Below are 21670 nucleotides of genomic sequence, written 5' to 3'. Positions count from 1 at the left end.
AGCGGCGCAGCCACAAAACGGTGGCCCGGGCGGGGCGGCGGCTAAAGCCGCGGGGCGGCGCTGTCCAGCAGACTCTTCAACTGGCGCTCGTCATACGGCTTCTGGATGAATCCGTGGGGGGCGGCGGCGCGGGCGCGTTCCAGAAGGACGGGGTCGCTGGCCCCGGACATGAAGATGCTTCCCACGGCAAAGCGCTCGCGCAGCGCCCGCGCCGTCTCGATTCCGTCCTGCGGCCCGGCAAGACCGATGTCCACGAGGGCCAGGGCCGGCCGTTCCCGCTCCGCGATCGTCAGCGCGTCGGCGGCGTTGGCCGCGACGCCGCAGACTTCATAGGCCAACTCCTCCAGCACGTCGGTCAGGTACATGGCGACGATCGTCTCGTCCTCGACGACCAGGACCCGGACGGGAGCGGCGATGGGCGGATTCCCCTCCGTCGCGGCCTGCGGTGACCTGTTGATCGGGTTGGTCATCCCTTTTTCCTCATGTCGTTTTGCCGGCTGCGGCGCCCGGACGGCGGCGGTGAGGCGCCGTGCCCGGCCCGCCGCCGGAACCCGAGCGGAGGCGTCGGATTCCGGCGAGGCTGACCGGCACGAGTAGCACGGAGGGATGAGGCAATTAAGGGAGAAAAGGTCAAATACCTCCAACAGGTTATACCCAACAGAGCGCGCACTCTCCGAAAGACGGCGCGCCTATTCCTTAGTTTTGATGTGGAATAGTGTTGTATTCACGATAGATGCTCGTTTTTGTACTGCGCGGATTGGGTTGTGCAACGAGGCCTCGTGACGAAGCTGTAACAAAGTGCCGATTCTTTAATAATTTTGTAAACAGTTTCCCGCGTATGCTTGCTATCCTCCACCGAGGCGCCACGGGAGTGGACGTGGAGCCGACCATATGGGCGCTGGGGACCTGGATGAGCGTTGCCCCGACAAACGGGCCGGGCGATGGAGCGGAGTCGAGCCTGGAGGATCTGGCGCAGGCCATCAGGGCTCACCGGCTCTATCTGGCGGCACGCCCGAATGGCCTGCGCCTTCAGATGAAGGCGGCGGACCTGACCGGCTTCGACCTGTCGGGTCTGGTGCTGTCGGACGCCATCCTGACCGGGGCGAACTTCCGGCGCAGCGTGCTGCGGCGCTGCAACTTCGACGGCGCCGACCTGTTCGGTTCCAGCTTCGTGTCCGCCGATCTGCAGGAAGCCTCGCTGGTCGGGGCCGACATGCGCGGAGCCAACTTCACCAAGGCGTGCCTGCGCAACACCCTGTTCGAACGGGCCGACCTGCGCCCCGGCCAGCTCGTCCTGTGGACGGACCGGCGCAAGGCCCGTCGGGAGGCGGCGCTGCGGGAAGCGGCCCTGGTCGGCGCCAACTTCACCGAGGCCGACCTGACCGGGGCCAACCTGACCCGCGCCAGCCTGGAAGGAGCGGATTTCAGCAACGCCGCCCTGTTCGGCGCGAATCTCAGCGGGGCCGATCTGCGCGGCGCGGATTTCAGCATGGCGAAGCTGAAGGGGGCGATCCTGAACAACGCCGCCGTTGCCGGGGCCACCTTCCAGGGGGCCGACCTGCGCGATGCGGAGCTGCGCAACGTCGCCATGGGCACCGCCGACTGGGCGGAGGCGCGGATGGCGGGGGCCATCTATCACCGCGACCAGTCGGCCTTTCCGCCGGAAATCCGGGAAGGGCTGGACGGCCACGTCCTGTGGATCAACAGCGGCGGCAAGCAGGGCAAGCGGTTCGACGTGTCGGACGGCGCCTTCGTCGGGACCGATTTCGACGGCTGCGACCTGAGCGGGGCGATCTTCCGCAATTGCGACTTCACGCGGGCGACCTTCCGGGACAGCAAGCTGCAAATCGTCCAGTTCCCCGGCTGCCGCATGCGGGAAACCTGCTTCGAGAACGCCGAGCTGTCCGGAGCCAGTTTCGAAGGCTGTGACCTGTCCCGTGCCATGATGCGCAACGCGGTGATGCGCTCCATCGAGCTTCTGTCGGCGAGCGGCCAGTCCACCGGGCGCATGTGGCCGACCAATCTGCGCAACGCCCAGCTCGCCGACAGCGACATCCGCGGCGCCGACCTGCGGGGCGCGCGGCTGAGCGGGGCCGACCTGACCAACTGCAACCTGTCGGGCGCCGACCTGCGTGATGCCGACATCGACAAGGCCAACACGACCGGAACGACGCTGGTCCATTGCCGCTTGAAGTGATCGCGGCTTTTAATCCCGAAGAATTTTCACAAAAGGGCGGTCATTTTGTCGCAGGCAGCACCTCCCGGCCCTGCCCGTTGTTGTGCGTGCCAAGTCTGGAGGATTAAAACGCCAGCCGAAGTGACGGCTGGTTCCCCCAACCCGCTTGTCCTGATCTGGCTGAAACAACGGACCGGAGTCCTCCGGTTTCCGAAGCGATGAATATTGCTTGAAGGGAAGCGGCGGACACAGGGCGTCTTTGGGTTCGGGTGAATATGCCTTTCCTGCTGCATGTCAAATCAAGGATTGTGCAATGAAGCGTAATGTTGCCATGCTGGCCTTTGGCCTGCTCGTCGCCGTTCCCGGCATCGCTTCGGCGCAGGACGCCGACGCGGGCGAGAAGGTGTTCGTCCAGTGCAAAGCCTGCCACACCATCGAAGCCGGCGGTCCGAACCGCGTCGGCCCGAATCTGCACGGCGTCGTCGGCCGTCCGTCGGGCTCCGTCGAGAGCTTCAAGTACTCCGACGCGATGAAGGGCGCCGGGCTCACCTGGGACGAGGCGAACCTGGACAAGTACCTGACCGACCCGAAGGGCGCTGTCCCCGCCAACAAGATGGCTTTCGTGGGCGTGAAGAACGAGCAGGCCCGCAAGGACCTGATCGCGTTCCTGAAGAAGAACAGCTGAGCCGGCGCCGCTCCGGTTCGCCGACAAGGAAAGAGGCCCGCCGGTGGATGCCGGCGGGCCTCTTTCGTGGCGCTTCTTCCCTTAACGGTATGGGCCTTGACGGTGCGGGCCTCGACGGTGCGGGTGCCTCAGGCGACCGCCGGAAGCGGGTGCAGGCCGGCGGTGATGCGCTTGAAATCCGCCGCGAAGCGGTCGGCCACGTCCGGCGCCGGTTCGAACCGGATGTGCAGGTCCTGTTCCTTGCCCCCCAGCACGGCGAAGGGGATGGAGAGGGAGCAGCCGGGGATGGTCAGCACGCCGCGGCTGCCCACCTCGGTGCGCTCCAGCCCCCGGATGGTGGCGCCGCCTTCCGACAGGTTGGTGAGTTGGCCCTTCAGCGGCCCTGCCGCTCCGGCGATGGTGCAAGGCAGGTTGACCTCGAAACGCGGGGCGCGGCGGCGGTCCACCTCGGGGGTGGCGGTGCGGACGGCGCGGACCAGCATCTGGCGCAGATGGTCGATGCTTCCCGCCACGTCGGAGGCGACCCGGCGCACCTCGTCGGCGCGGTTGCCGGTCACCGCGGCCTCCTCCGACACGTTGGCGATGCGGGCCGACACCTCCTGCGCGGCGGCGGCGGTCTGGCCGACGTTGCGGGAAATTTCGCTGGTGGCCGCTCCCTGCTCGTCCATGGCGCTGGCGATGCTGCTGGCGACGCCGTCGATCTCGGTGATGGTCCGTCCGATGTCCTGCACCGCCTCGACGGCGCCGGCGGTCATGCTCTGCAGGTCGGTGATCTGGCGGGAGATCTCCTCCGCGGACTTGGAGGTCTGGTTGGCGAGGTTCTTCACCTCCTGCGCCACCACCGCGAAGCCCTTGCCGGCCTCGCCCGCGCGGGCGGCCTCGATGGTGGCGTTGAGCGCCAGCAGGTTGGTCTGGCTGGCGATGTCCTGGATGAAGGTGGCGACCTCGCCGATGTGGCCGATGGCTTCGGACAGGGACAGCACCACCTCTTCGGTCTTCCGACCGCTTTCGACGGCGCGGCGGGAGATCTGGCTGGAGAAGGCGACCTGGCTGGTGATCTCCGCGATGGAGGCCGAAAGCTGGTCGGTGGCCGCCGCAACCGCCTGGGCGTTGCCCAGGGCCTGTTCCGCCGCGACCGCCACGCTCTGCGAGTTGGTGGAGACGGTCTCCGCCGAGCTGGCCATGGCCTGGGCGGTGCTGTCCATCGAGACGGACCGCTCGGCGACCCGGTCCACGGCGGAGCGGGTCTCCTCCTCCACGGTGCGGGCCATCGATTCCAGGGCGGCGATCTTGGCGGCCTCGGCCTCCCGGCGCTCGCGCTCCTGGGCCTCGCGCAGGCGCTGGTTGTCGATGCCCTTCTGGCGGAAGGTCTCGACGGTCTTGGCCATGGCGCCGATCTCGTCCTGCCGGTCGAGCCCGGGCACCGTCACCTCGTACCGCTCGTCAGCGAGCTGGAACATGGTGGCGCGGATGCGGTCCAGGGTGCGGAACTGGCGCCGGACCACCAGCAGCATCACCACGGCCACCCCGATGGTGATGACCACGGCGACCTGGATGATGTTCGCGACCACCTCGTCCAGGACGCGCAGGGCGACGCTCTTCTTCAGGCCGACGAACAGGATGCCGATGACGTCGCCGTTCTGGTCGGTCAGCGGGTCGTAGGCGGTGAAATAGTCCTCGCCCAGGATGTTGGCCTCGCCGCGGAAGGGCTGCTTCGCGTCGAAGATCGCGGCGTAGACGGGGCCGCGGGCCAGCTTCGTCCCGATCGCCCGGCTGCCGTCCGGGTTGTGGACGTTGGTCGCCACGCGGGTGTCGCCGCGGAAGATGGTGGCGACGCCGCCGGTGACGCTGCGGACGGAATCCACGATGTCGTTGGCGTTGTCCAGCTTGAAATCGTCGATGTAGAGGGCACCGTCCTTGATGCGGAACTCCGACCCTTTCTGGTCGAGCAGCATCCGGAAGTTGGTGATCGCCTGCTCCCGCCGCTCCGCCGCTTCCTTGCTGATGCTGGAGGTGACCTTCGCGACCGTCGCGTAGGTCAGCGCGCCGGACAGGACAACAAGTCCGAGCGTGCACAGGATGGTCAGCTTTGAAGCAAGACTCAGCGTCCTGAGGGGGTTCATCGGCGTAGGCTCCCTGATAACCGTCGTCCCGCCCCGGAAGCCCGGGGCGACGCATTGTTAGCCTTTGGCGTGCATTTGTAACAAATGGTTTTATCAACCTCGGGAGGCGGCGGCGCGATGCAACGTCAAGGCGCTCTGGCAACGCAAGCTGCCCGTTTTTAGGAAAGTGTCTGTATTTTCAGGCTTATTCATTGCCCACATATTGTGCGTCGCACAAAGTAAACCTTCCGTTAATCATGATGTGGGACAGGATGCCGCATGCCATTTCCTTTTAGCGATACCTTTGGTGTATCGGAAATGTTATCGGTGGACGCCCCATCATTACAGAATACAAACATCGGCCATGTCGGAATCCCTTCGCGCCCTGGACGTCACCAAGACCGCCTATTTTGACCTGGGACAGGAGGCGGTCGGCAGCCTGCAACAGGCGCTGCCGATCATTTCCAGAGCCTTGCCGGGGATTCTGGACCGCTTTTACGCCCGCACCCTGGCGCAGCCGGAACTGGCCGCCCTGTTCACCAGCCCGGCGCACGTCGAAGGGGCCAAGCGGGCCCAGGTCGCCCACTGGACCCGGCTGTTCGAAGGCCGTTTCGACGACGCCTATAAGGAGTCGGTGCGCGCCGTCGGCATCGCCCATCACCGCATCGGGCTGAGCCCGAGCTGGTACGTCGGCGGCTACGCCTTCATCCTGGGCGAGATCATGGCCGCCCTGGCGCAGAGCATGGGCGGGACGCTCCTGACCGGCAGCCGGCTGAGCTCCATCGTGACCATGCAGCGCGCCGTGGTGTCGGCGGTTCTGATGGATCTGGACTCCGCCCTGTCGGTCTATTGGGACCGGCTGATCGACGAGCGGCTCCAGGCCGTGGACGCCATGGTCGATTCCATCGACCACGAGGCGAACGACGTGGTGGACAGCGTCGCCAGCTACACCGCGGACCTGCGCCGCACCGTGGGCGAGCTGGACGGCGTCTGCGCGGTGGTGAAGGACAGCATCACCGGCACCTCCTCCGACACGGAATCCGCGCTGGACGCCGCGCAGACCGTCGCCGCGGGGGCGGAGCAGCTCCAGGCCGCGGTGGGAGAGATTTCGGTCCAGGTCACCGGCGCGGCGCGCATCGCGGGCGAGGCGGTGGAGAAGAGCGGCGAGGCCCGCCAGATCATGGCGCAGCTCAGCACCGCGGCGCAGGAGATCGGCGGCATCCTGAACATCATCCGCGCCATCGCCGGGCAGACCAACCTGCTGGCGCTGAACGCCACGATCGAGGCGGCGCGGGCGGGGGAGGCTGGCAAGGGCTTCGCCGTCGTCGCCACGGAGGTGAAGAACCTCGCCGGGCAGTCGGCCAAGGCGGCGGACGAGATCTCCGCCAAGATCGGCGCGATCCAGGCGGTGGCGGAGCAGGCCATCACCGGCATGGACGGGGTGGCCAACACCATCACCACCATGCAGGAGATCAACTCGTCCATCGCCGCGGCGGTGGAGGAGCAGTCCTCCGCCTCGCGCGAGATCGCCCGCAGCATCGGCGGGGTGGCCGGCATCTTCCGCGGCATCGCCACCCGCATGAGCGAGGTCAGCGGCGAGACGCAGCGCGCCACCACCGTCGCCTACACGGTCGGCGAGAGCGCCAACCGCATGCAGGAGGCGCTGGAAACCCTGCCGTCCCTGCTGGCGCGGGCCATCCGCACCTCCTCCGATCTGGCGAACCGGCGCCACACGCGCCGCCGCCCGGTTCTGCTGGAAGGCAGCGTGGACCACACGCCGGCCCTCATCCGCGACATCTCCGAATGCGGCTGCTACGCCGAGGCGAAGGCCACTCCGCCCAGCGGCGGGCAGGTCACCGTGTCGCTTCCCAGCTACAAGCTGTCCCTGCGCGGGTCGGTGGTGGCCCGCCACGACAACCGGCTGCACATCCGCTTCGACGAGCGGAAGATCAGCCGCGAGGAGGTGGACCGCATGAGCCGCGACGGGGTGGGCGAACTGGTCCGTCTGGCGAAGCAGGACCATCTGGCCTTTGTGGAAAAGATCATGGAGGCGGTGAACGGCCAACGCACACTGCTGCCGGCGGACCTGTCCACCCACCATTCCTGCCGCCTGGGCCGTTGGTACGACAGCGTGAACGATCCCAAGACCATGCGCCTGCCCACCTACAAGGGCATGGCGAGCCCCCATCGCACCGTCCATGAATCGGGCCGGGAGGCTCTGGTCGCCCTCCAGGCCGGCAACCGCATGGAAGCCGAACGCCACGCCGCCGAGATGAAGCGGGCGTCGGCGGATGTGGTCCGGCTGCTGGACGAACTGGAGCGCGATTTCGCCCGGACCCTCGCCGAGGCCGAACCGGCCTTCTGATCCCGGCGGCGCTTGAATGGTTCCATCGAGCACCGCCGGGCATCAGCGCCCGGCGGTGTCCGGTGGGGCTTCCGGCGCGGTGTTTTCCGGCGGCGGCGCGTCCAGGGTGGACAGCCGCGCGGCCAGCCCCTCCGGCTCCTTGGCGGCGGTTTCATGGGGGGGCGTGGCGGCGGCGCCGGCCGCCGTGCCGGACTTGGCGTCGTCGCCGGTGTTCAGGATGACCGGCAGCCCGTCCCGCCCGCCGATGATGATGGTCTTGGCGTTCTGCGAGGTGGCGAAGGCCCGCGTCGCCTCGATGCCGCGCAGGCGCAGATATTCCGGCGTGATGTTGCGGGCGACGATGTCCTGGAAGTCGCGCACGCCTTCCGCCTCGATCCGCTTGCGGTCGCGCTCCTTGATCTCGCGGGCGATGCGGAAGTCGTATTCCTCCATGATCTGCTGCTGCTCGATCTTGCGGTCGATCGCCTGCCGGACCAGCGGCGGGAAGCTGACCCCGGCGACCAGCACGTCCTCCACCCGGATCATCACGGAGGCGTAATCGTCCGCCGTCGTGCCCGGAGGCAGCTTCAGAACCCCCATTTCGGTCGGCGGTGCCGGAAACTGCTGGCGCGCCTCCCGCAGCAGGAAGCCCTGGATGTCCGCGCGGTTGACCGAATAGAAATTCTCCGGGTTGTGCTTGGACACGAATTCATAAACGAGGCTGGCGATTTCCGGATGCACCAGCTTTTCGGCGTAATCGTCCCCGGCCAGCTTGTGGACCAGGCCGGCGGCGGGCGGGTTGACGCGGTAGCGCAGCGCCACGTTCACCGTCATCGACATGCCGTTGGCGGCCACCGCCTCGTAGGTGCGGGTGTCGGTGCGCAGGCGCACGTCGTACATCGTCACCCGGTCCCACGGGAAGATCAGGTGGGTGCCTTCGCTGTAGACCCGGTCGGTGACCGTGCCGCCGAAGAAGCGCAGCCACAGCACGCCGACATGGCCGGAGGGCACCTCCACGAAGACGGCGGGGGCGATGGCGAGGAAGCCCAGAATCACGGTCAGCGTCAGCGCGTAGATCGACACGCTGCGCCGCTTCAGCCAGAGGCGGGCGCGCTGCCGCAAGGGCGCGCGGGCGACACCGTCCCCGGCGGACTGGTCCAGCGTGGTCATCGCGGTCCCGTCGTCAGCGTCTTCTCACGTTCCCGCGCGCTGGGGCGGCCCACCGCCTGGACCAGGAAGTTCACGGGCGGAGTCAGGAAGAAGGCCAGCAGGAAATGGCCGATGAAGCCGATCGTGGTGTTGCGGCCCATGATGCCGCACACCAGACAGGCAAGGAGATAGAGCGTGACGAGAATAAGGGGCATGCGCTTCCGGCCTTGGAATGGGAGCACGGCGGGAGGGTGCGGCGGCTGGGGGACGGGGGCGGGGATGCGTGGTGGCGCCCCCGCCCGTGGCTGCGGCGGTCAGGCCGCGGCCGCCTCCGGCGCCGCACCCTTGCGGCGGCGGGCCTCATCGAACTTCTCGCGGAAATAGGTCTTCACCTTTTCCGGCTGGAAGGTCAGGAAGGTGCCGCCCGACGCGAAGTGCTGCTGGAAGACCTTGCCCAGCGCGTAGGTGAAGGCGCTGTTGAAGGCCGGCTGGGTGGCCAGCCGCGTGACCGTGCCGATCACCGGCACCGACCGCAGCGCGATGTGGAGCGCTGCGGAGCTGAGCAGGCTGCCGGCCAGCGCGGTCGGGGCGACCGTGGCGAACAGAGTGCCGACCGCGGAACGGCCGATGTCACCGCGGAAATCGACGCCGTGCAGCTCCGACAGCTCCTTCAGCAGGCGGAGCTGGACGACGGCGAGCGCTGCGGTGTCCACGAAGTTCAGCGGGATGACGCCCGCCGCGGCGGACAGCAGCACATGCTTGCGGATGATCTCCGCCGCGCGGGCCTCCGTGGAGACCGGAGCGACCGGAGCCGGGGCGGCGTCGGACGCGGTGGTCTCCGGAGCGGTTTCCGAAGCGGTGGTCTCCGGAGCGGTTTCCGAAGCGGTGGCGGTGGTTTCGGTGGCGGTGGTTTCGGGGGCGGCCTTCACGGCCTCCGGGGCCGGGGCGGAGGCCGTTTCCGGCTTGCCCTTGCCGCCCGGGGTTTCCTTCTCACTGACCATGCTGTGGTGCTCCAAAAATGGACGTTGTCGAGAGAAAATCAGCAATGAACGCCACGCACCGGAATGGTCCGCGGCGACTGTCGGCCCCGAAGGGACGGCCCGCTCCGAAAACGCCGCCGGTGGTTGCCGGCGGCACCGTCATATGGGCTAACGAATCCGGTTGTTTCCGTCAAAGCAATTGCCATCGAAAAGAACGAGTCTCAGCCTATTCATTCGCAAGAACGCCTTTCATCAATTGTCGGACAATCGCCGCGCGGTGCTCGTGCAGGAAAAAGTGACCGCCGGGAAGCGTGCGCAGCGTGAATCCGGCCCCGGCCAACCGCTCCCACCCGGCGACCTCCTCCTCCGTGGCCTCTGCGTCCCCGTCCCCGGCGAAGGCCAGCATCGGCACGGGCAGCGGCGGGGGATCGCTTTCCAGGAAGGCGTCCGACATGGCGAAGTCGGCCCGCAGCATGGGCAGCATCAGCTCCATCAGGTCGTCGCAGGCCAGAACCTCCGGCGGGGTGCCCCCCAGCGCGGCGAGGCGGGCGTGGAAGGCCGCGTCGTCCAGCCCGCGGGACGGAGGCCGCCGCGACGGGAGATGCGGCGCCCGGCGCCCCGACACGGCCAGCAGGGCGGGCGGGCCCCCCCCCGCCACCAGCGCACGGGCGGTGGCGTAGGCCAGCGCCGATCCCAGCGAATGGCCGAACAGGGTCAGGGGCCGCTCCCCGAGCGGCTCCAGCGCGGCCAGGACGGCGGGAACGGCGTCCTCCACCCGGTGCAGCGGCGGCTCGCCGATGCGGTTCTCGCGTCCCGGCAGGCGCACGGCCAGCAACTCCGTGTCCGGCCCGGTCTCCGGCGCCCAGTCGCGGAAGACGGCGGCCCCGGCTCCGGCGTAGGGGAAGCAGACCAGGGTCCGGCGCGGGGCGGCCACCGGGCGGAAGCCTTGCAGCCAGGGGGATGAGGGCGGGGCCATCACGCCGGCTCCAGCGCGAAGAGGTGATGGTGGCCGTGCCCTTCCTCGATGCGGCCCTCGTTCATGTGATAGACGCGGTCGGCGAGGCCGAACCAGCGCTCGTCGTGGGTCACGCAGATCACGATCTTGCCCTTCGCCTTCAGTTCCGGCAGCAGCTCCTCATAGAAGACGCGGCGGAAATGCGGGTCCTGGTCGGCGGCCCATTCGTCCAGGACGATGACCGGCTTGTCCTCCAACTGCGCGACCACCAGGGCGAGGCGCTTGCGCTGGCCGGTGGACAGGGCGACGGTGCTGAAGCAGCCGTCCGCGACCGTCACCTTGTCCTGCATCTCCAGCCGTTCCAGCAGGGCGCGGACGCGCGCCGGGTCCGGGTCGGCCACGCCGTAGAGGCGGCGCGACAGATGGTAATCGGAGAAGATGGCTGAGATCATATCGCGGTAGCTCTGCATCCGCTCCGCCGGCACCGGCTCGCCATCGGCGAGGAGCCGGCCGCCGGTCAGCGGCATCAGACCGGTCAGCAGCCGCAGCATGGTCGATTTGCCGGACCCGTTGCCCCCGGTGACGAAGGTGATCTCCCCCGCCCGGAACTCCGCCGACAGTGGCCCCACCGCGAAGACCGGCGTGCCCCCTCCGTCGTGATAGGCGAAGGTGGCGTCCGTCAGCGCGATGCTGGCGGGCGGGCCGGGCAGGCGGTCGGCTGCCTCGTCCGGGGCGCTGCCGGCGGCGGCGCGCAGGCGCGCCTCCATCGCCTCGATGTTGGACAGGGCCATTTCGGTCTGGGCGACCAGAGGGGTGACGAAGGAGACGGTGCTGACCGGCCCGACGATGAACAGCGCCGCCGTGGTCGCCGCCACCACCACCTCGTGATAGCCGGTGGTGAAGAGCGGCACGACGAAGACCATCATGCCGATCAGCGTGTAGAACATCGCCTCGACCAGCGCGAAGTTGCGGCCCCACTGCGCCTTCATGTCCACGTTCACCGCCCGCGCCTGCGACGAGGCGTCGGCGAGGTTGCGGATCAGCCCGTCGCCGCGCGGGCGGTTCATCCGCACCTCCTTGAAGCCGCGCAGCAGGTCGGTCAGCCCGTCGAAGACGCGCGCCTCCGCCGCCGCGGCCTCCCTCATGCTGAGGCGCAGGCGCTGCACCCGCGCGACCTTCACCGCCACCGCGATCCCGGCGAAGGTGAAGGCCATCGCGCAGGCCAGCGGCGACAGCCAGGCCAGATAGATGGCGAGGAAAACCAGCATCACCGCCTGCTGCCCGCCGATCGCCAGCAGGGGCAGGGTCTGGGCCAGCGTCTGGGTGTCCTGGGTCAGCACGCCATGAAGCGACGCCCGCCCGATGCGGTCCACGGTCACGAGGTCGGCGCGGCGCACCAGCTCGAACAGGCGCAGCCGGATCTTGTGGATCAGCCGCTCGGCGTCCTGGGACGCGGTGATCAGCGCGTAATTGTGGGTCACCCCGAACAGCGTCACCGTGACCGCGTACATCACCAGCAGCCGCGGGCTGACGATGCCCTTGGTGGCGTCCTTGGCGGCGGCGTCCACCAGCCACAGCAGGGCCGCCGTCGCGATCGCCGACAGGACGTTCATCAGGGCGAGCGTGCGCAAATTCTCCGGGATCTCGCGCAGGACGATGGCGGCCAGCCTCATGCCACGCCCTCCGCCGCGACGGCCAGTTCGGTCAGGCGGCCTTCCTCCATGTGCAGGCGGCGGTCGGCGACGTCGAAGTAATGGTCGTCGTGGGTCACCGCCACGATGGTCAGGCCGCGCCGCTTCAGCTCCGGCACGACCTCCCGGTAGAACTTGAAGCGGAAATGCGGGTCCTGGTCGGCGGCCCATTCGTCCAGGATCAGGATCGGCGCCTTCTCCAGGATCGCGGCGACGAGGCCCAGCCGCTTGCGCTGCCCGGCGGACAGGTCGCGGCGCCCGAAGCGGTCGCCCTCCAGCGCGGTGACCTTTTCCATGTCCATCCAGCGCATCAGGTCGGCGGCTTCCAGAAGGTTGATGCGGTCCTGGCCGTAGAGGCGGGCGAACAGGTGGAAGTCGGCGAAGACGGTCGCCATCAGTTCGCGGTAGGCGGCGACGCGCTGCGGCCCGACCGGCACGCCGTCCACCGTCAGCCGCCCGCGCAGCGGGTGGTAGAGGCCGGTCAGCAGCTTGATGAAGGTCGATTTGCCGGACCCGTTGCCGCCGGTGATGAAGATCACCTCGCCGCGCCGGATGGTCAGGTCGAAGGGGCCGACCGCGAAGGGCGGCTCGCCCGGCGGGGCGGGGAAGGCGAACTCCACCCCCTCCAGCCTCACCTCGGCGAAGTTGACGGGCACCGGAAGGGCGGGGCCGTCGCTTCCCGCCTCGGCCAGTTCGGCGAGCCGGCCTTCCAGCGCCATCATGCGCCCGGCGGCGGCCTCGGCGGCGCTCATCACCGCCAGCGCCTGCATCAGCCCGAAGACCGGGGCCGACATGAAGAAGATGGCGGCGGTGATCTTCACCAACTCCGCCGAAATGGCGCTGGAGTAGGTCGGAACGACGAAGACGACCACGCCCAGCATCAGGTTGAAGGCGCATTCGCCGAACACGAACTGCTGCCAGGTGTGCAGATGCACCTCGCCGCGGGCCACGGTGGTGCGGTCGGACACGGTGCCGAAGCTGGCGTTCAGGTCGTGGCTGCGGGCGCTGTTCAGCCGCTGTTCCTTGAAGCCGTCGAACAGGTCCGACACGCCTTCGAACAGGGTGGCCTCCTCCGCCATCATGGCGCGCTGGCGTTCCTCCAGCGCGCGGCCCAGCCGGATGTAGAACCACGTCCCGACGCCCAGAAGCGCGCCGATCAGCAGGAAGGCGACCGGCGAGACGGTGGCGATGTAGAGCAGGATCGTCCCGGTCAGCAGGATCGCCCGCACCGTCTGCGCCAGGAACTGCGAGTTCTGGGAGATGAGCTGGCTGTTCTGCGTCACGCTTTCGAACAGCGGGGTCTGGCCGAAGCGTTCCAGCTTCCACAGGTCCGCGCGGCGGATCTGGTCGAGCAGCCGCATGCGCAGCGTGTCCACCACCTCCTCCACGTCCGCCGACAGGTGGGCGATCATGCGGCCTTCCAGCAGCATATAGACGATCACGCTGGCGACGAAGGCGGCGGCGAGCGGCACGTTGACGAAGTCGGCCTTCTCCGCGGCGATCTCCTCCGCCCCGCGGTTGACCAGGGCGAGCACCAGCGTGGAGGAGAGCGCCGACCCCAGGGCGTAGAGGACCAGCCGGCGCAGCGGCGCCGGTCCCAGCCGTCCCAGCAGGCGGAGGAGATTCATCGCGCGCCCCGGCGCGGCGGAACCGTCATTGGATGGTCGCTTCCTGTTGCGAATGGACAAACGGGCGTGCGGAATCCTGCGGGGCGCCGTCGTCGATGCGGATGCGCAGCGCGTGGCGTTCCGGGTCGGCGAAGGCGCCGCGTCCATGAAGCGCCTCGTGGTTGTTGATCGCCAACAGGGAATCGGACTCCATGAAGGTCTCCAGCCGCCGGGCCGGATTGTCCAACTCCGCCTGAAGAATGGCAAGCGCGCGGCGAACCTCCGGCGTGTCGTGCCCGGGACAGGCGGCCAGCCCGCGGCGCAGCGTGTCGGTGCGGAAGCGGATGCTGGGCCGTTCGCCGAAGACGGTGGCGAAGGTGACCTCCACGGCGTCGCGCGATCCGGTGTGGGTGAAGGTGGCCGGGATGCGGAAGGGCAGGGCTTGCCGCGACAGCAGGTCGAGCGCCCAGCGCCCCTCCTCGCTGGCGGACAGCGCCTCGCGGACGCAACGCGCGTCGCGCAGGCTGGACCGCCCGCCGCCGCAGGCCGCCGCCTTGGCGAAATAGAGCAGCATGTAGCGTTCGGGGGCCGGGAAATACTGGGTGTCGGTGTGGAAGTCGGCCTCGTCGGCGTGCTCGGAGAAGGTGGAGGCGCTGCCGGTGCGGACCATTTCGGGCCGGACCTTGATATCCCACACCACCTTGCGGTCGATCCGGTCCGTCGCGGTCGGCGCGCCCATGCCGACCGCAAGCGCGTAGAGCAGGCGGCGCCGGGTGTCGAGGTCACGGTGGCCGAGATGGGCGCGGCGGATCAGCACGCCGCTGTGGCTGGTCTCCAGCCGCTCGCGGATCGCCGCGGCCAGGGCGGACAGGCCGGGGGCGGCCTCCGCCAGTTCCCCGCGCAGGTCGGCCTCACGCCCGTCCGGGACGAGGGAGGCGGCGTCCGCCGCCGCCCCGTGGCGGGCGGCCAGAACGTCCAGGATGCGCCCCGTCTCCGCGTCGGACAGCGGGTCCAGGGTGAATTCCCCGGCGCGGAAGCCCAGGTCTCGGACGTGGTTCAGCATGGTGGCTCCAAAGGCGTTCATCGGGTGAAGAGATCCGCGGCGGCGCGCAGCATGTCGGCCTGCCCGGCGCGGGGAACCGGCGGCCAGCCGAAGCCCATGCGGCCCAGCAGTGCTTGCGTCCGCTCGGAGGTCAGTTCCTGCCGCCGCCCGCGCGCCTGGGGGGAGCGCCCGCCGTAGAGGCCGAAGCCCTCCATGGTCTGGGCCAGGGCGCCGTCCATCTCCGGTTCGCCGATGGCGCGTTCCAGCCGGTCGAGCAGGGTGGGGAAGCCGACCGCCCGCACCGCGCCTTCCATGCCCCGCGCGGAGGTGACGAAGTCGGCCAGCGTGTCGCGGCGGTGGTTCTCCACATGGTGCGTCTCGTTGGCGAGGCCGGCGGCGCCCGCCAGCAGCGCCACGGCGCGGGCCACGAGGTCGACATGGCACAGCCAGACGTGCGAATCGTCGGGCACCACCCCCAGCCGGACGAAGGCCGCCAACTGCCGGAAGAAGGCGTTGTCCCGCAGGTTCAATTGCAACGGCCCGCCCTCCGCCGCGAAGACGACGTTGCCGACGCGGTGGATGCTGGCGTTGCGCAGGTCGCCGCGCGCCGCCGTGACCAGCCGCTCCGCCTCCTGCTTGCTGCGGACATAGTAGTTCTCGTCCAGCCGTTCCGGCACCGCGTCGTATTCGGTGACGAGCTGGAAGCCCTCCTCCGGCGCCTTGCCGGTGACCGACAGGGTGGAGATCAGGTGGAAGTCCGCCGGGTCGCTCCGCCGCCGCGCGGCGAGGTCGAGAAGGCGGCGCGTCGCCTCCACATTGTCGGCGTGGAATTCCGCGTAGTGGCCGAAGTGGTTGACGTTGGCGGCGCAGTGGAAGACCGCCCGCACCCCGTCGGCCAGTGCGCCGTGCACCGCCGGGGCGAGGCCCAGCCCGTCGCGGCGCAGGTCGCCCGCCCGGACGGACAGGCGCGGGTCGGCGGTCAGCGCGGCCCCCTTCTCCACCCCGAAATAACCGGCGAGCACGCGGCCCAGCCGGGCGCGGGCCGCATTGTCGTCGCCCCCGCGGACCAGCGCGGTCACGCGGCGCTCCGGATCGGACAGAAGCTCCCGCAGCAGATAGGCGCCGAGATAGCCGGTGGCCCCGGTCAGCAGCACGTCGCCGTAGTCCCGCCGCTCCACCCCGTCGAAGGCCGCGTAGCGGGCGTTGCGCGCCTCGTAAGCCCGCTGCTGTTCGGCCAGCGCCCGGTTGCGGGCGGCGTCGAAGGCGGGCAGGTCCGCCTGATAATCCTGCCAGTGGGTGCGGACGGCGGCGATCACGCGGTGCAGATGGTCCGGCTGGGGGCGCAGGCGCAGCGCGAAGTCGGCAAGCACCGGCGCTTCGTAGAGGTCGTTGATCTTGCAGGCGAACTCCCGCCGCAGCCGGTTGACCACGGCGATGGCCCGCAGGCTGTCGCCGCCCAGCTCGAAGAAGCCGGCTTCGCGCCCCGGAACGGGCCGCTGGAGCTGTTCCGCCCACAGGTCGGCCACCCGCTGCTCCACCGCGTTGCGCGGCGGGGTGCAGGCGCCGGACGCGGCCCCGCCACCATCGGACGGGGCGGCGGCGGTGTGGTCGGCCAGCGCCTGCAGCAGCGCCCTGCGGTCCACCTTGCCGGCCACCGTCACCGGGATCGCGGGCACCCGGATCACCGCCGCCGGCACCATGTAGGCGGGAAGCGCTGCCGCCACATGGGCGGCCCAGGCGGCTTGCGCCGGTTCCGCGGCATCGGGGGCGAGGCTGACGAAGGCCCACAGGGTCTGCGCGCCGCCCGGCGGGGTGTCCACCAGGGCCACCGCCTGCTGGACGCCGGGGTGGGCTTCCAGCCGGTGTTCGATCTCGCCCAGCTCCACGCGCTGGCCGCGCAGCTTCACCTGGCTGTCCGACCGTCCGAGGACCAGAAGCTCCCCGTCCGGCAGCCAGCGCCCCAGGTCGCCGGTGCGGTAGCGGCGGCCCTTCGGCGTCTCCACGAAGGCGGCGGCGGTCAGGTCGGGCCGGTTCAGATAGCCGATGGCCAGCCCCATGCCGCTCAGCCAGACATGGCCGACGCTGCCGGGGGGCACCGGCTCCCCGTCCTCGTCCAGGATGTGGATGGCGGTGTTGGGCAGGGGGCGCCCGGCGGTCATCCGCGGCGAGTCCGGCGCCAGAATCCCGATGCTGGCCGCGGCGGTGTTCTCGGTCGGGCCGTAGCCGTTGATGTAGCGCAGCCGGGCCGCGTAATGCAGGACGTCGGCGGCGTTGGGCGGCTCGCCGACCGTCATCAGAATGCGCAGGGTCGGGAAGTCCGCCTGCTCGAACAGCCGCAGGTAGGAGGGCGGCAGGGTGGCCGAGGTGACGCCCAGCCGTTCCATCCTGGCGCGCAGCCCGGCGGTGTCGTCCATCTCCGCGCGGCGGATGGGAACGACGGCGCCGCCCGTCGCCCAGGTCATCACGGTGTCGGAAATCCAGGCGTCGAAGGAGGGGGAGGAGCTGAGGAGCGTCCGCTCGTCCGGCTGGACACCCATCATCCGCGCCATCGACAGGGCGAGGTTCAGCGTGCCGCCATGATGCAGCATCACCCCCTTCGGCTGTCCGGTGGAGCCGGAGGTGTGGATGATGTAGGCGAGATCGCCGGGCGCGCTGCGCTCTCCGGCCTCCGGTTCATGGGAATGAACGGTGCGGAAATCGTCGGTCAGGGATTCCGGGCGCAGGACGGCGTGACCGGCCTGTTCCAGCGCGCCGGGCAGGGCGTGGCCGTCCAGCGCCACCACGACGCGGATACCGGCGTCGCGGGCGATGAAGGCCAGCCGGTCCGCCGGCAGGTCGCGGGTCAGCGGCAGGTAGGCGGCGCCGGCCTTCCAGATCGCCAGCACCGCTTCGGGCAGGGCGGGCGAGCGTTCCGTCAGGACGCCAACCGGCTCACCGCGCCCGACGCCGTGGGCCAACAGGGCGTGGGCCAGCGCGTTGGCGCGGGCGTTCATCGCGGCATAGCTGGTTTCCCCCTCGTCGGTGACGAGGGCCGGGCGGTCCGGCTGCGAGCACGCCAGTTTCGCGAACTGGTGGTGGATGCAGGGGACGGGGTGCCGCATCGCCGGGCCGTGCTCCCACGCCGCGAGCTGTGTTTCCTCGTCCGGCAGAAGGGCGGGCAGCGGTTCGCCCGGCCCCCGTGCCGGATCGGCCAGCAGGCGCGCCCAGCCGGCCAGCGCCGCGGCCCAGGCGCGGGCGGTCTCCCGCTCGTAGAGGGCGGCGTTGGCGTAGAGCTGGAGGACCAGCCCGCCGTCCGCCTGCCCCTCGTGGACCAGAACGATGTCCTGGGCGGGGGCGCTGTGGCGCAGTTCGTAGCGGATGCCCTCGCCGTCGATGGCGTCGATCCCCGCGAAGCGCAAGCCGTCCGCTTGTGGGCCGGACAAAACCGGATTCTCCGTCACCGCCAGATCGAACAGCGGGTAGCGGGCCGGATGGTGCGCCTGCGGCTGGCCGCGGCGGAACTCCTGGTAGATGCGGGCGAAGGGGTGGCGGCCATGGCGCAGCGCCTCGGCCAGACGGCCCTGGGTGGCCTTGACCGCCTGTTCCAGCGGATCGGCCAGACTCAGGCGGAAGGGCACCGGCAGCATGTTGACGTAATAGCCGACGACGCCCGCCTCCTCCGCCGTCTCGCGGGTGGAGGCGGCGGTGCCCATCAGGAACTCCGCCCGGCCCGTGCGGCGGCGCACCTCCCGCGCCATCAGGGTCATCATCAGGGCGTGCAGGCTGGCGCCGTGGCGCCGCGCGACGGCGCGCAACGCCTCCGCCACGTCCGGGGCGAGGCGGACGCGGTGGCAATGGCTCCCCTTGGCCGCTTCCGCGCTGCGCACGGGCGGACGGGGAAGGTCGAGCGGCCATTCCTCGAAGGCGGCGGGGTCGATTCCGGCGAGCAGGCGCTGCCAATGCTCCGCATCCTCCCGGGCGGCCTCGCCGGCCAGATAGGCCCCCTCCCGCGCGGCGGAGCGTCCGAAGCCGGGGGCGGGGGCACCCGGTGCCCCGCCGTGCAGAAGGAGAGCGAGATCCTCGGCCAGCAAGGCGAGGGACAGGCCGTCGCCGATGGAATGGTGCAGGGTCAGCCAAAACAGGTCGCCACTGCCGTCCGCCACCCGGACCAGCCCGGCCCGCCACAGCGGCGGGGCGGCCATGGCGAAGGGCTCCGTCTGGCGCGCCCGGATGTGCTCCAGCGCGGCGGCGCGGTGGGGGGCCGTTTCCAGCTCCAGCCCGGTAGCCGTGGAATGGGAGGCCGCGGAGTGGACGACCCGGCGGAGCGTACCGCCCTCGTCCTCCCGGAAGCCGGTGCGCAGCGCCTCGTGACGGTCGGCCAGGGCGGCCCAGGCGCTCCGCCAGCGCTCGTCGGCGGGGCAATCCCCCTCCACCGCCACGGTCAGGGGAATGTTGAAGCCGCGGGTGTCCAGCCCGGCCTGCTCGGCCACCCAGAACTCCCGCTGGCCCTCCGTCGCGCGGTCGGATTCGCCCTGGGGCGAGACATCCGCCGGTGCCGCGGCGGCGAGGCGGGCGGCGAAGCCGCGCAGGGTCGGTTCGGTGAACAGGTCGCGGGCGGAGACGGGGCGTCCCAGCTCCTTCTCCAGCGCGTGGGCGACGGCGATGGCGAGCAGGCTGTGCCCGCCGAGCGCGAAGAAATTGTCGTCGCGCCAGACCGGGCCGCGGCCCAACTGCGCGGCCCAGACGCGGGCGGCGGCTTCCTCAAGGCGGCCTTGCGGCGGCACCTGCGCGCCCTGCGGGGCGTGGCCGGCGATCAGCGCTTGCAGCGACGCCCGGTCCACCTTGCCCGATGGGGTGACGGGCACCGTCTCCACCGCGATCACCCCCGCCGGGATCGTCACCGCGGGCAACCGTCCGGCCAGCCAGCCGCGCCAGGACTCCTCCGCCGGGGCCGGCTGGCCGGGCACGGGGCGGACGAAGGCCCACAGGCTCTGCGCCGTACCGGCCTTGCCCTGCACCAGGGCCACCGCCTGCGCCACGTCCGGATGGCAAGCCAGCGCCTGTTCGATCTCGCCAAGCTCGATGCGGATGCCGTTCAGTTTCACCTGATCGTCGATGCGGCCCAGCACCTCCAGCTCACCCGCGGCGCGCCAGCGCCCGAGGTCGCCGGAGCGGTAGAGCCGCCCGGCCCCCGTGCCGACGAAGGCCGCCGCCTCCTGCTCCGGACGGTTCAGATAGCCGCGGGCGAGGTTGGCGCCGCCCAGCCAGATCTCCCCCACCGCCCCCGGCGGCACCGGCTGGCCCGCCGCGTCGCGGATGTGGACCGACGTGTTGGGCAGCGGGCGCCCGACGGACAGGAAGCCGCGGTCCTCCGCGCTCAGCAGGCCCATGGCGCTGGTGATGGTGTTCTCGGTCGGGCCGTAGGCGTTGTAGTAGCTTAGCCGCCCGGCATAGGCCCGCACGTCCGCCGCCAGCGGCGCCTCGCCCCCCGTCACCAGGATGCGCAGGGTCGGCAGCTCCGCCCCGGCGAACAGGCGCAGGTAGGTCGGGGTCAGGTCGGCGACGGTCACCCGCTGTTCCGTCAGGAAGGCGATCAGGCGGGACGGGGCGCTCAGCACCTCGTAGGGCACGGCGCAGAGCGCCGCCCCGGCGGCCAGCGGCACGCCGATGTCCGACAGCGACACGTCGAAGGACGGCGAGGCGAACATCAGCGTCCGGTCCCCGGCGGTCAGGCCGAAAGTCTCGACGGCGCCCAGCACCATGTTCACATAGGCGCCGTGGCTGACCGGCGTGCCCTTGGGCTGGCCGGTCGAGCCGGAGGTGTAGAGGATGTAGGCCGTGTCCTCCGGCCCGCCCGACACCGGCGGACGGTGGGCGTGGGCTGTGCGGAAATCCGCGGACAGCTCCTCCGGGCGCAGAGCGGGCAGGGCGGACAGCGCCTCCGGCACCGCCGTGCCGTCCAGGACCAGCAGCAGGGCCGCCCCGGCGTCCCCGGCGATGAAGGCCAGCCGTTCGGCGGGCAGGTCGGCGGCCAGCGGCAGATGGACGGCCCCCGCCTTCCACAGGCCCAGCAGGGCGGCGGGCAGGTTGGCGGAGCGGCCCGTCAGGACGCCGACCACGGTCCCGCGCCGCACCCCGCGCTCCCGCAGGGCGTGGGCGATGGCGTTGGCCTCCGCCTCCACCGCGCGGTAGGTCAGAACGCGGTCGGCGGTGATGACCGCCGGGCGTCCGCCCTGGCCGGTGCCGGGCCGGTCGATCAGCCGCTCGAACAGCGCGTGGAAGGGCAGCGCCGGACGCTCCGCCGCCGGGCCGTGCTCCCACGCCGCGAGGGTCGCTTCCTCTTCCGGAAGCAGGGCGGGCGGCGGGGCGTCGGCGCGGGCGGAATCCTCCCCCAGCCAACGCGCCCAGCCGGTCAGCGCCGCGAACCAGCGCTCCGCCGTGTCCTTCGCATAGAGGGCGGCGTTGACGTGCCATTGCAGCAGCAGCCCGCCGTCCGCCAGCCCTTCATGGATCAGCACCATGTCCTGGCCCGGCGAATGGCCGGTCCGCTCGTAGGCCAAGCCTTCATGGTCCGCGCGGACGAAGCGCAGCGGGCCGGTGGCCGGTGCGCCCTGCGGATTCTCCGTCACCGCGATGTCGAACAGCGGGTAGCGGGCGGGGTCGCGGTGCTGCGGATGCTCCGCCCAGAAGTTGTGGTAGAGCCGCGCGAAGGGCAGGCGGGCGTGCTCCAACGCTCCGGCCAGCGCCGCCTGGGTGGCGCGCAGCTCCGCCCCGAAGGGGCTTCCGGCGGCGGGGCGGACGGCCAGCGGCAGCATGTTGACGCCATAGCCGACGACCCGCGCGTCCGCGGCGGTCTCGCGGATGTCGCCGGTCGTGCCGAGGGTGAAGACCCGCGAGCAGAACCGCAAGGTGCACACCGCCGCGTGAGGCTCATCCAAAGCCATGCGGAGCGCGCTTACC

Annotated in this window: 13 protein-coding genes; 3 read left to right on the top strand and 10 right to left on the bottom strand. The window is 70.4% G+C overall.

Features of this window, described 5'->3' with window-relative positions:
* Positions 1 to 41: 41 nt before the first annotated feature.
* On the bottom strand, positions 42 to 470 hold the full coding sequence (locus QSG27_RS06300) for a response regulator (protein ID WP_306704311.1): 429 nt from the start codon (positions 468 to 470) through the stop codon (positions 42 to 44).
* Positions 471 to 877: 407 nt separating this feature from the next.
* Between QSG27_RS06300 and QSG27_RS06295 the strand changes: the two genes are divergently transcribed.
* Positions 878 to 2197, top strand: a complete 1320-nt coding sequence (locus QSG27_RS06295; RefSeq protein WP_306704309.1) for a pentapeptide repeat-containing protein — start codon at positions 878 to 880, stop codon at positions 2195 to 2197.
* Positions 2198 to 2489: 292 nt separating this feature from the next.
* A complete protein-coding gene (locus QSG27_RS06290; protein ID WP_306704308.1) occupies positions 2490 to 2861 on the top strand; it encodes a c-type cytochrome in 372 nt (123 codons plus the stop codon).
* 128 nt (positions 2862 to 2989) lie between these two features.
* Here QSG27_RS06290 and QSG27_RS06285 read toward each other — a convergent pair whose 3' ends face one another.
* On the bottom strand, positions 2990 to 4984 hold the full coding sequence (locus QSG27_RS06285; RefSeq protein WP_306704307.1) for a methyl-accepting chemotaxis protein: 1995 nt from the start codon (positions 4982 to 4984) through the stop codon (positions 2990 to 2992).
* A 343-nt stretch (positions 4985 to 5327) separates the two neighbouring features.
* Here QSG27_RS06285 and QSG27_RS06280 point away from each other — a divergent pair, with 343 nt between their 5' ends.
* The gene (locus tag QSG27_RS06280; protein WP_306704305.1) at positions 5328 to 7328 is read left to right on the top strand and encodes a methyl-accepting chemotaxis protein; all 2001 of its coding nucleotides are present in this window, start codon (positions 5328 to 5330) and stop codon (positions 7326 to 7328) included.
* Between the two features lie 42 nt (positions 7329 to 7370).
* On the opposite strand, the gene QSG27_RS06275 is transcribed toward QSG27_RS06280, so the two are convergent.
* The 8 genes from QSG27_RS06275 to QSG27_RS06240 form a co-directional block, all read right to left on the bottom strand.
* Positions 7371 to 8477, bottom strand: a complete 1107-nt coding sequence (locus QSG27_RS06275; RefSeq protein WP_306704303.1) for a prohibitin family protein — start codon at positions 8475 to 8477, stop codon at positions 7371 to 7373.
* Positions 8474 to 8671 carry a hypothetical protein gene (locus QSG27_RS06270; RefSeq protein WP_306704302.1) on the bottom strand — a complete coding sequence of 66 codons (198 nt, stop codon included), beginning with the start codon at positions 8669 to 8671 and terminating at the stop codon, positions 8474 to 8476. Before QSG27_RS06270 ends, QSG27_RS06275 begins: the two co-directional genes overlap by 4 nt.
* Positions 8672 to 8770: 99 nt before the next feature.
* Entirely contained in the window at positions 8771 to 9457 is a 687-nt protein-coding gene (locus QSG27_RS06265; RefSeq protein ID WP_306704300.1) for a YcjF family protein, read from the bottom strand.
* A 205-nt stretch (positions 9458 to 9662) separates the two neighbouring features.
* A complete protein-coding gene (locus tag QSG27_RS06260) occupies positions 9663 to 10412 on the bottom strand; it encodes a thioesterase II family protein (protein WP_306704298.1) in 750 nt (249 codons plus the stop codon).
* Positions 10412 to 12064: a cyclic peptide export ABC transporter gene (locus tag QSG27_RS06255; protein WP_306704296.1), complete on the bottom strand. Its 1653-nt coding sequence runs from the start codon at positions 12062 to 12064 to the stop codon at positions 10412 to 10414. The genes QSG27_RS06260 and QSG27_RS06255 overlap by 1 nt, the downstream gene beginning before the upstream one ends.
* Entirely contained in the window at positions 12061 to 13710 is a 1650-nt protein-coding gene (locus QSG27_RS06250) for an ATP-binding cassette domain-containing protein (protein ID WP_306704294.1), read from the bottom strand. The genes QSG27_RS06255 and QSG27_RS06250 overlap by 4 nt, the downstream gene beginning before the upstream one ends.
* Positions 13711 to 13735: 25 nt before the next feature.
* Positions 13736 to 14773, bottom strand: a complete 1038-nt coding sequence (locus QSG27_RS06245) for a TauD/TfdA family dioxygenase (RefSeq protein ID WP_306704292.1) — start codon at positions 14771 to 14773, stop codon at positions 13736 to 13738.
* Complete coding sequence (locus QSG27_RS06240; protein ID WP_306704290.1) at positions 14770 to 21654, bottom strand: non-ribosomal peptide synthetase; 6885 nt, start codon at positions 21652 to 21654, stop codon at positions 14770 to 14772. Before QSG27_RS06240 ends, QSG27_RS06245 begins: the two co-directional genes overlap by 4 nt.
* Positions 21655 to 21670 lie beyond the last annotated feature (16 nt).

Source organism: Azospirillum isscasi (assembly GCF_030849505.1).
GTDB lineage: Bacteria > Pseudomonadota > Alphaproteobacteria > Azospirillales > Azospirillaceae > Azospirillum > Azospirillum isscasi.
Note: the sequence above shows the minus strand (reverse complement) of the source record. Positions and strands in the feature narration are given on the sequence as shown.

Coding starts and splice junctions, on each gene's coding strand:
- QSG27_RS06300 (WP_306704311.1), bottom strand. CDS start 470: ATGACCAACCCGATCAACAGGTCACCGCAGGCCGCGACGGAGGGGAAT.
- QSG27_RS06290 (WP_306704308.1), top strand. CDS start 2,490: ATGAAGCGTAATGTTGCCATGCTGGCCTTTGGCCTGCTCGTCGCCGTT.
- QSG27_RS06285 (WP_306704307.1), bottom strand. CDS start 4,984: ATGAACCCCCTCAGGACGCTGAGTCTTGCTTCAAAGCTGACCATCCTG.
- QSG27_RS06280 (WP_306704305.1), top strand. CDS start 5,328: ATGTCGGAATCCCTTCGCGCCCTGGACGTCACCAAGACCGCCTATTTT.
- QSG27_RS06275 (WP_306704303.1), bottom strand. CDS start 8,477: ATGACCACGCTGGACCAGTCCGCCGGGGACGGTGTCGCCCGCGCGCCC.
- QSG27_RS06270 (WP_306704302.1), bottom strand. CDS start 8,671: ATGCCCCTTATTCTCGTCACGCTCTATCTCCTTGCCTGTCTGGTGTGC.
- QSG27_RS06265 (WP_306704300.1), bottom strand. CDS start 9,457: ATGGTCAGTGAGAAGGAAACCCCGGGCGGCAAGGGCAAGCCGGAAACG.
- QSG27_RS06260 (WP_306704298.1), bottom strand. CDS start 10,412: ATGGCCCCGCCCTCATCCCCCTGGCTGCAAGGCTTCCGCCCGGTGGCC.
- QSG27_RS06255 (WP_306704296.1), bottom strand. CDS start 12,064: ATGAGGCTGGCCGCCATCGTCCTGCGCGAGATCCCGGAGAATTTGCGC.
- QSG27_RS06250 (WP_306704294.1), bottom strand. CDS start 13,710: ATGAATCTCCTCCGCCTGCTGGGACGGCTGGGACCGGCGCCGCTGCGC.
- QSG27_RS06245 (WP_306704292.1), bottom strand. CDS start 14,773: ATGAACGCCTTTGGAGCCACCATGCTGAACCACGTCCGAGACCTGGGC.
- QSG27_RS06240 (WP_306704290.1), bottom strand. CDS start 21,654: ATGGCTTTGGATGAGCCTCACGCGGCGGTGTGCACCTTGCGGTTCTGC.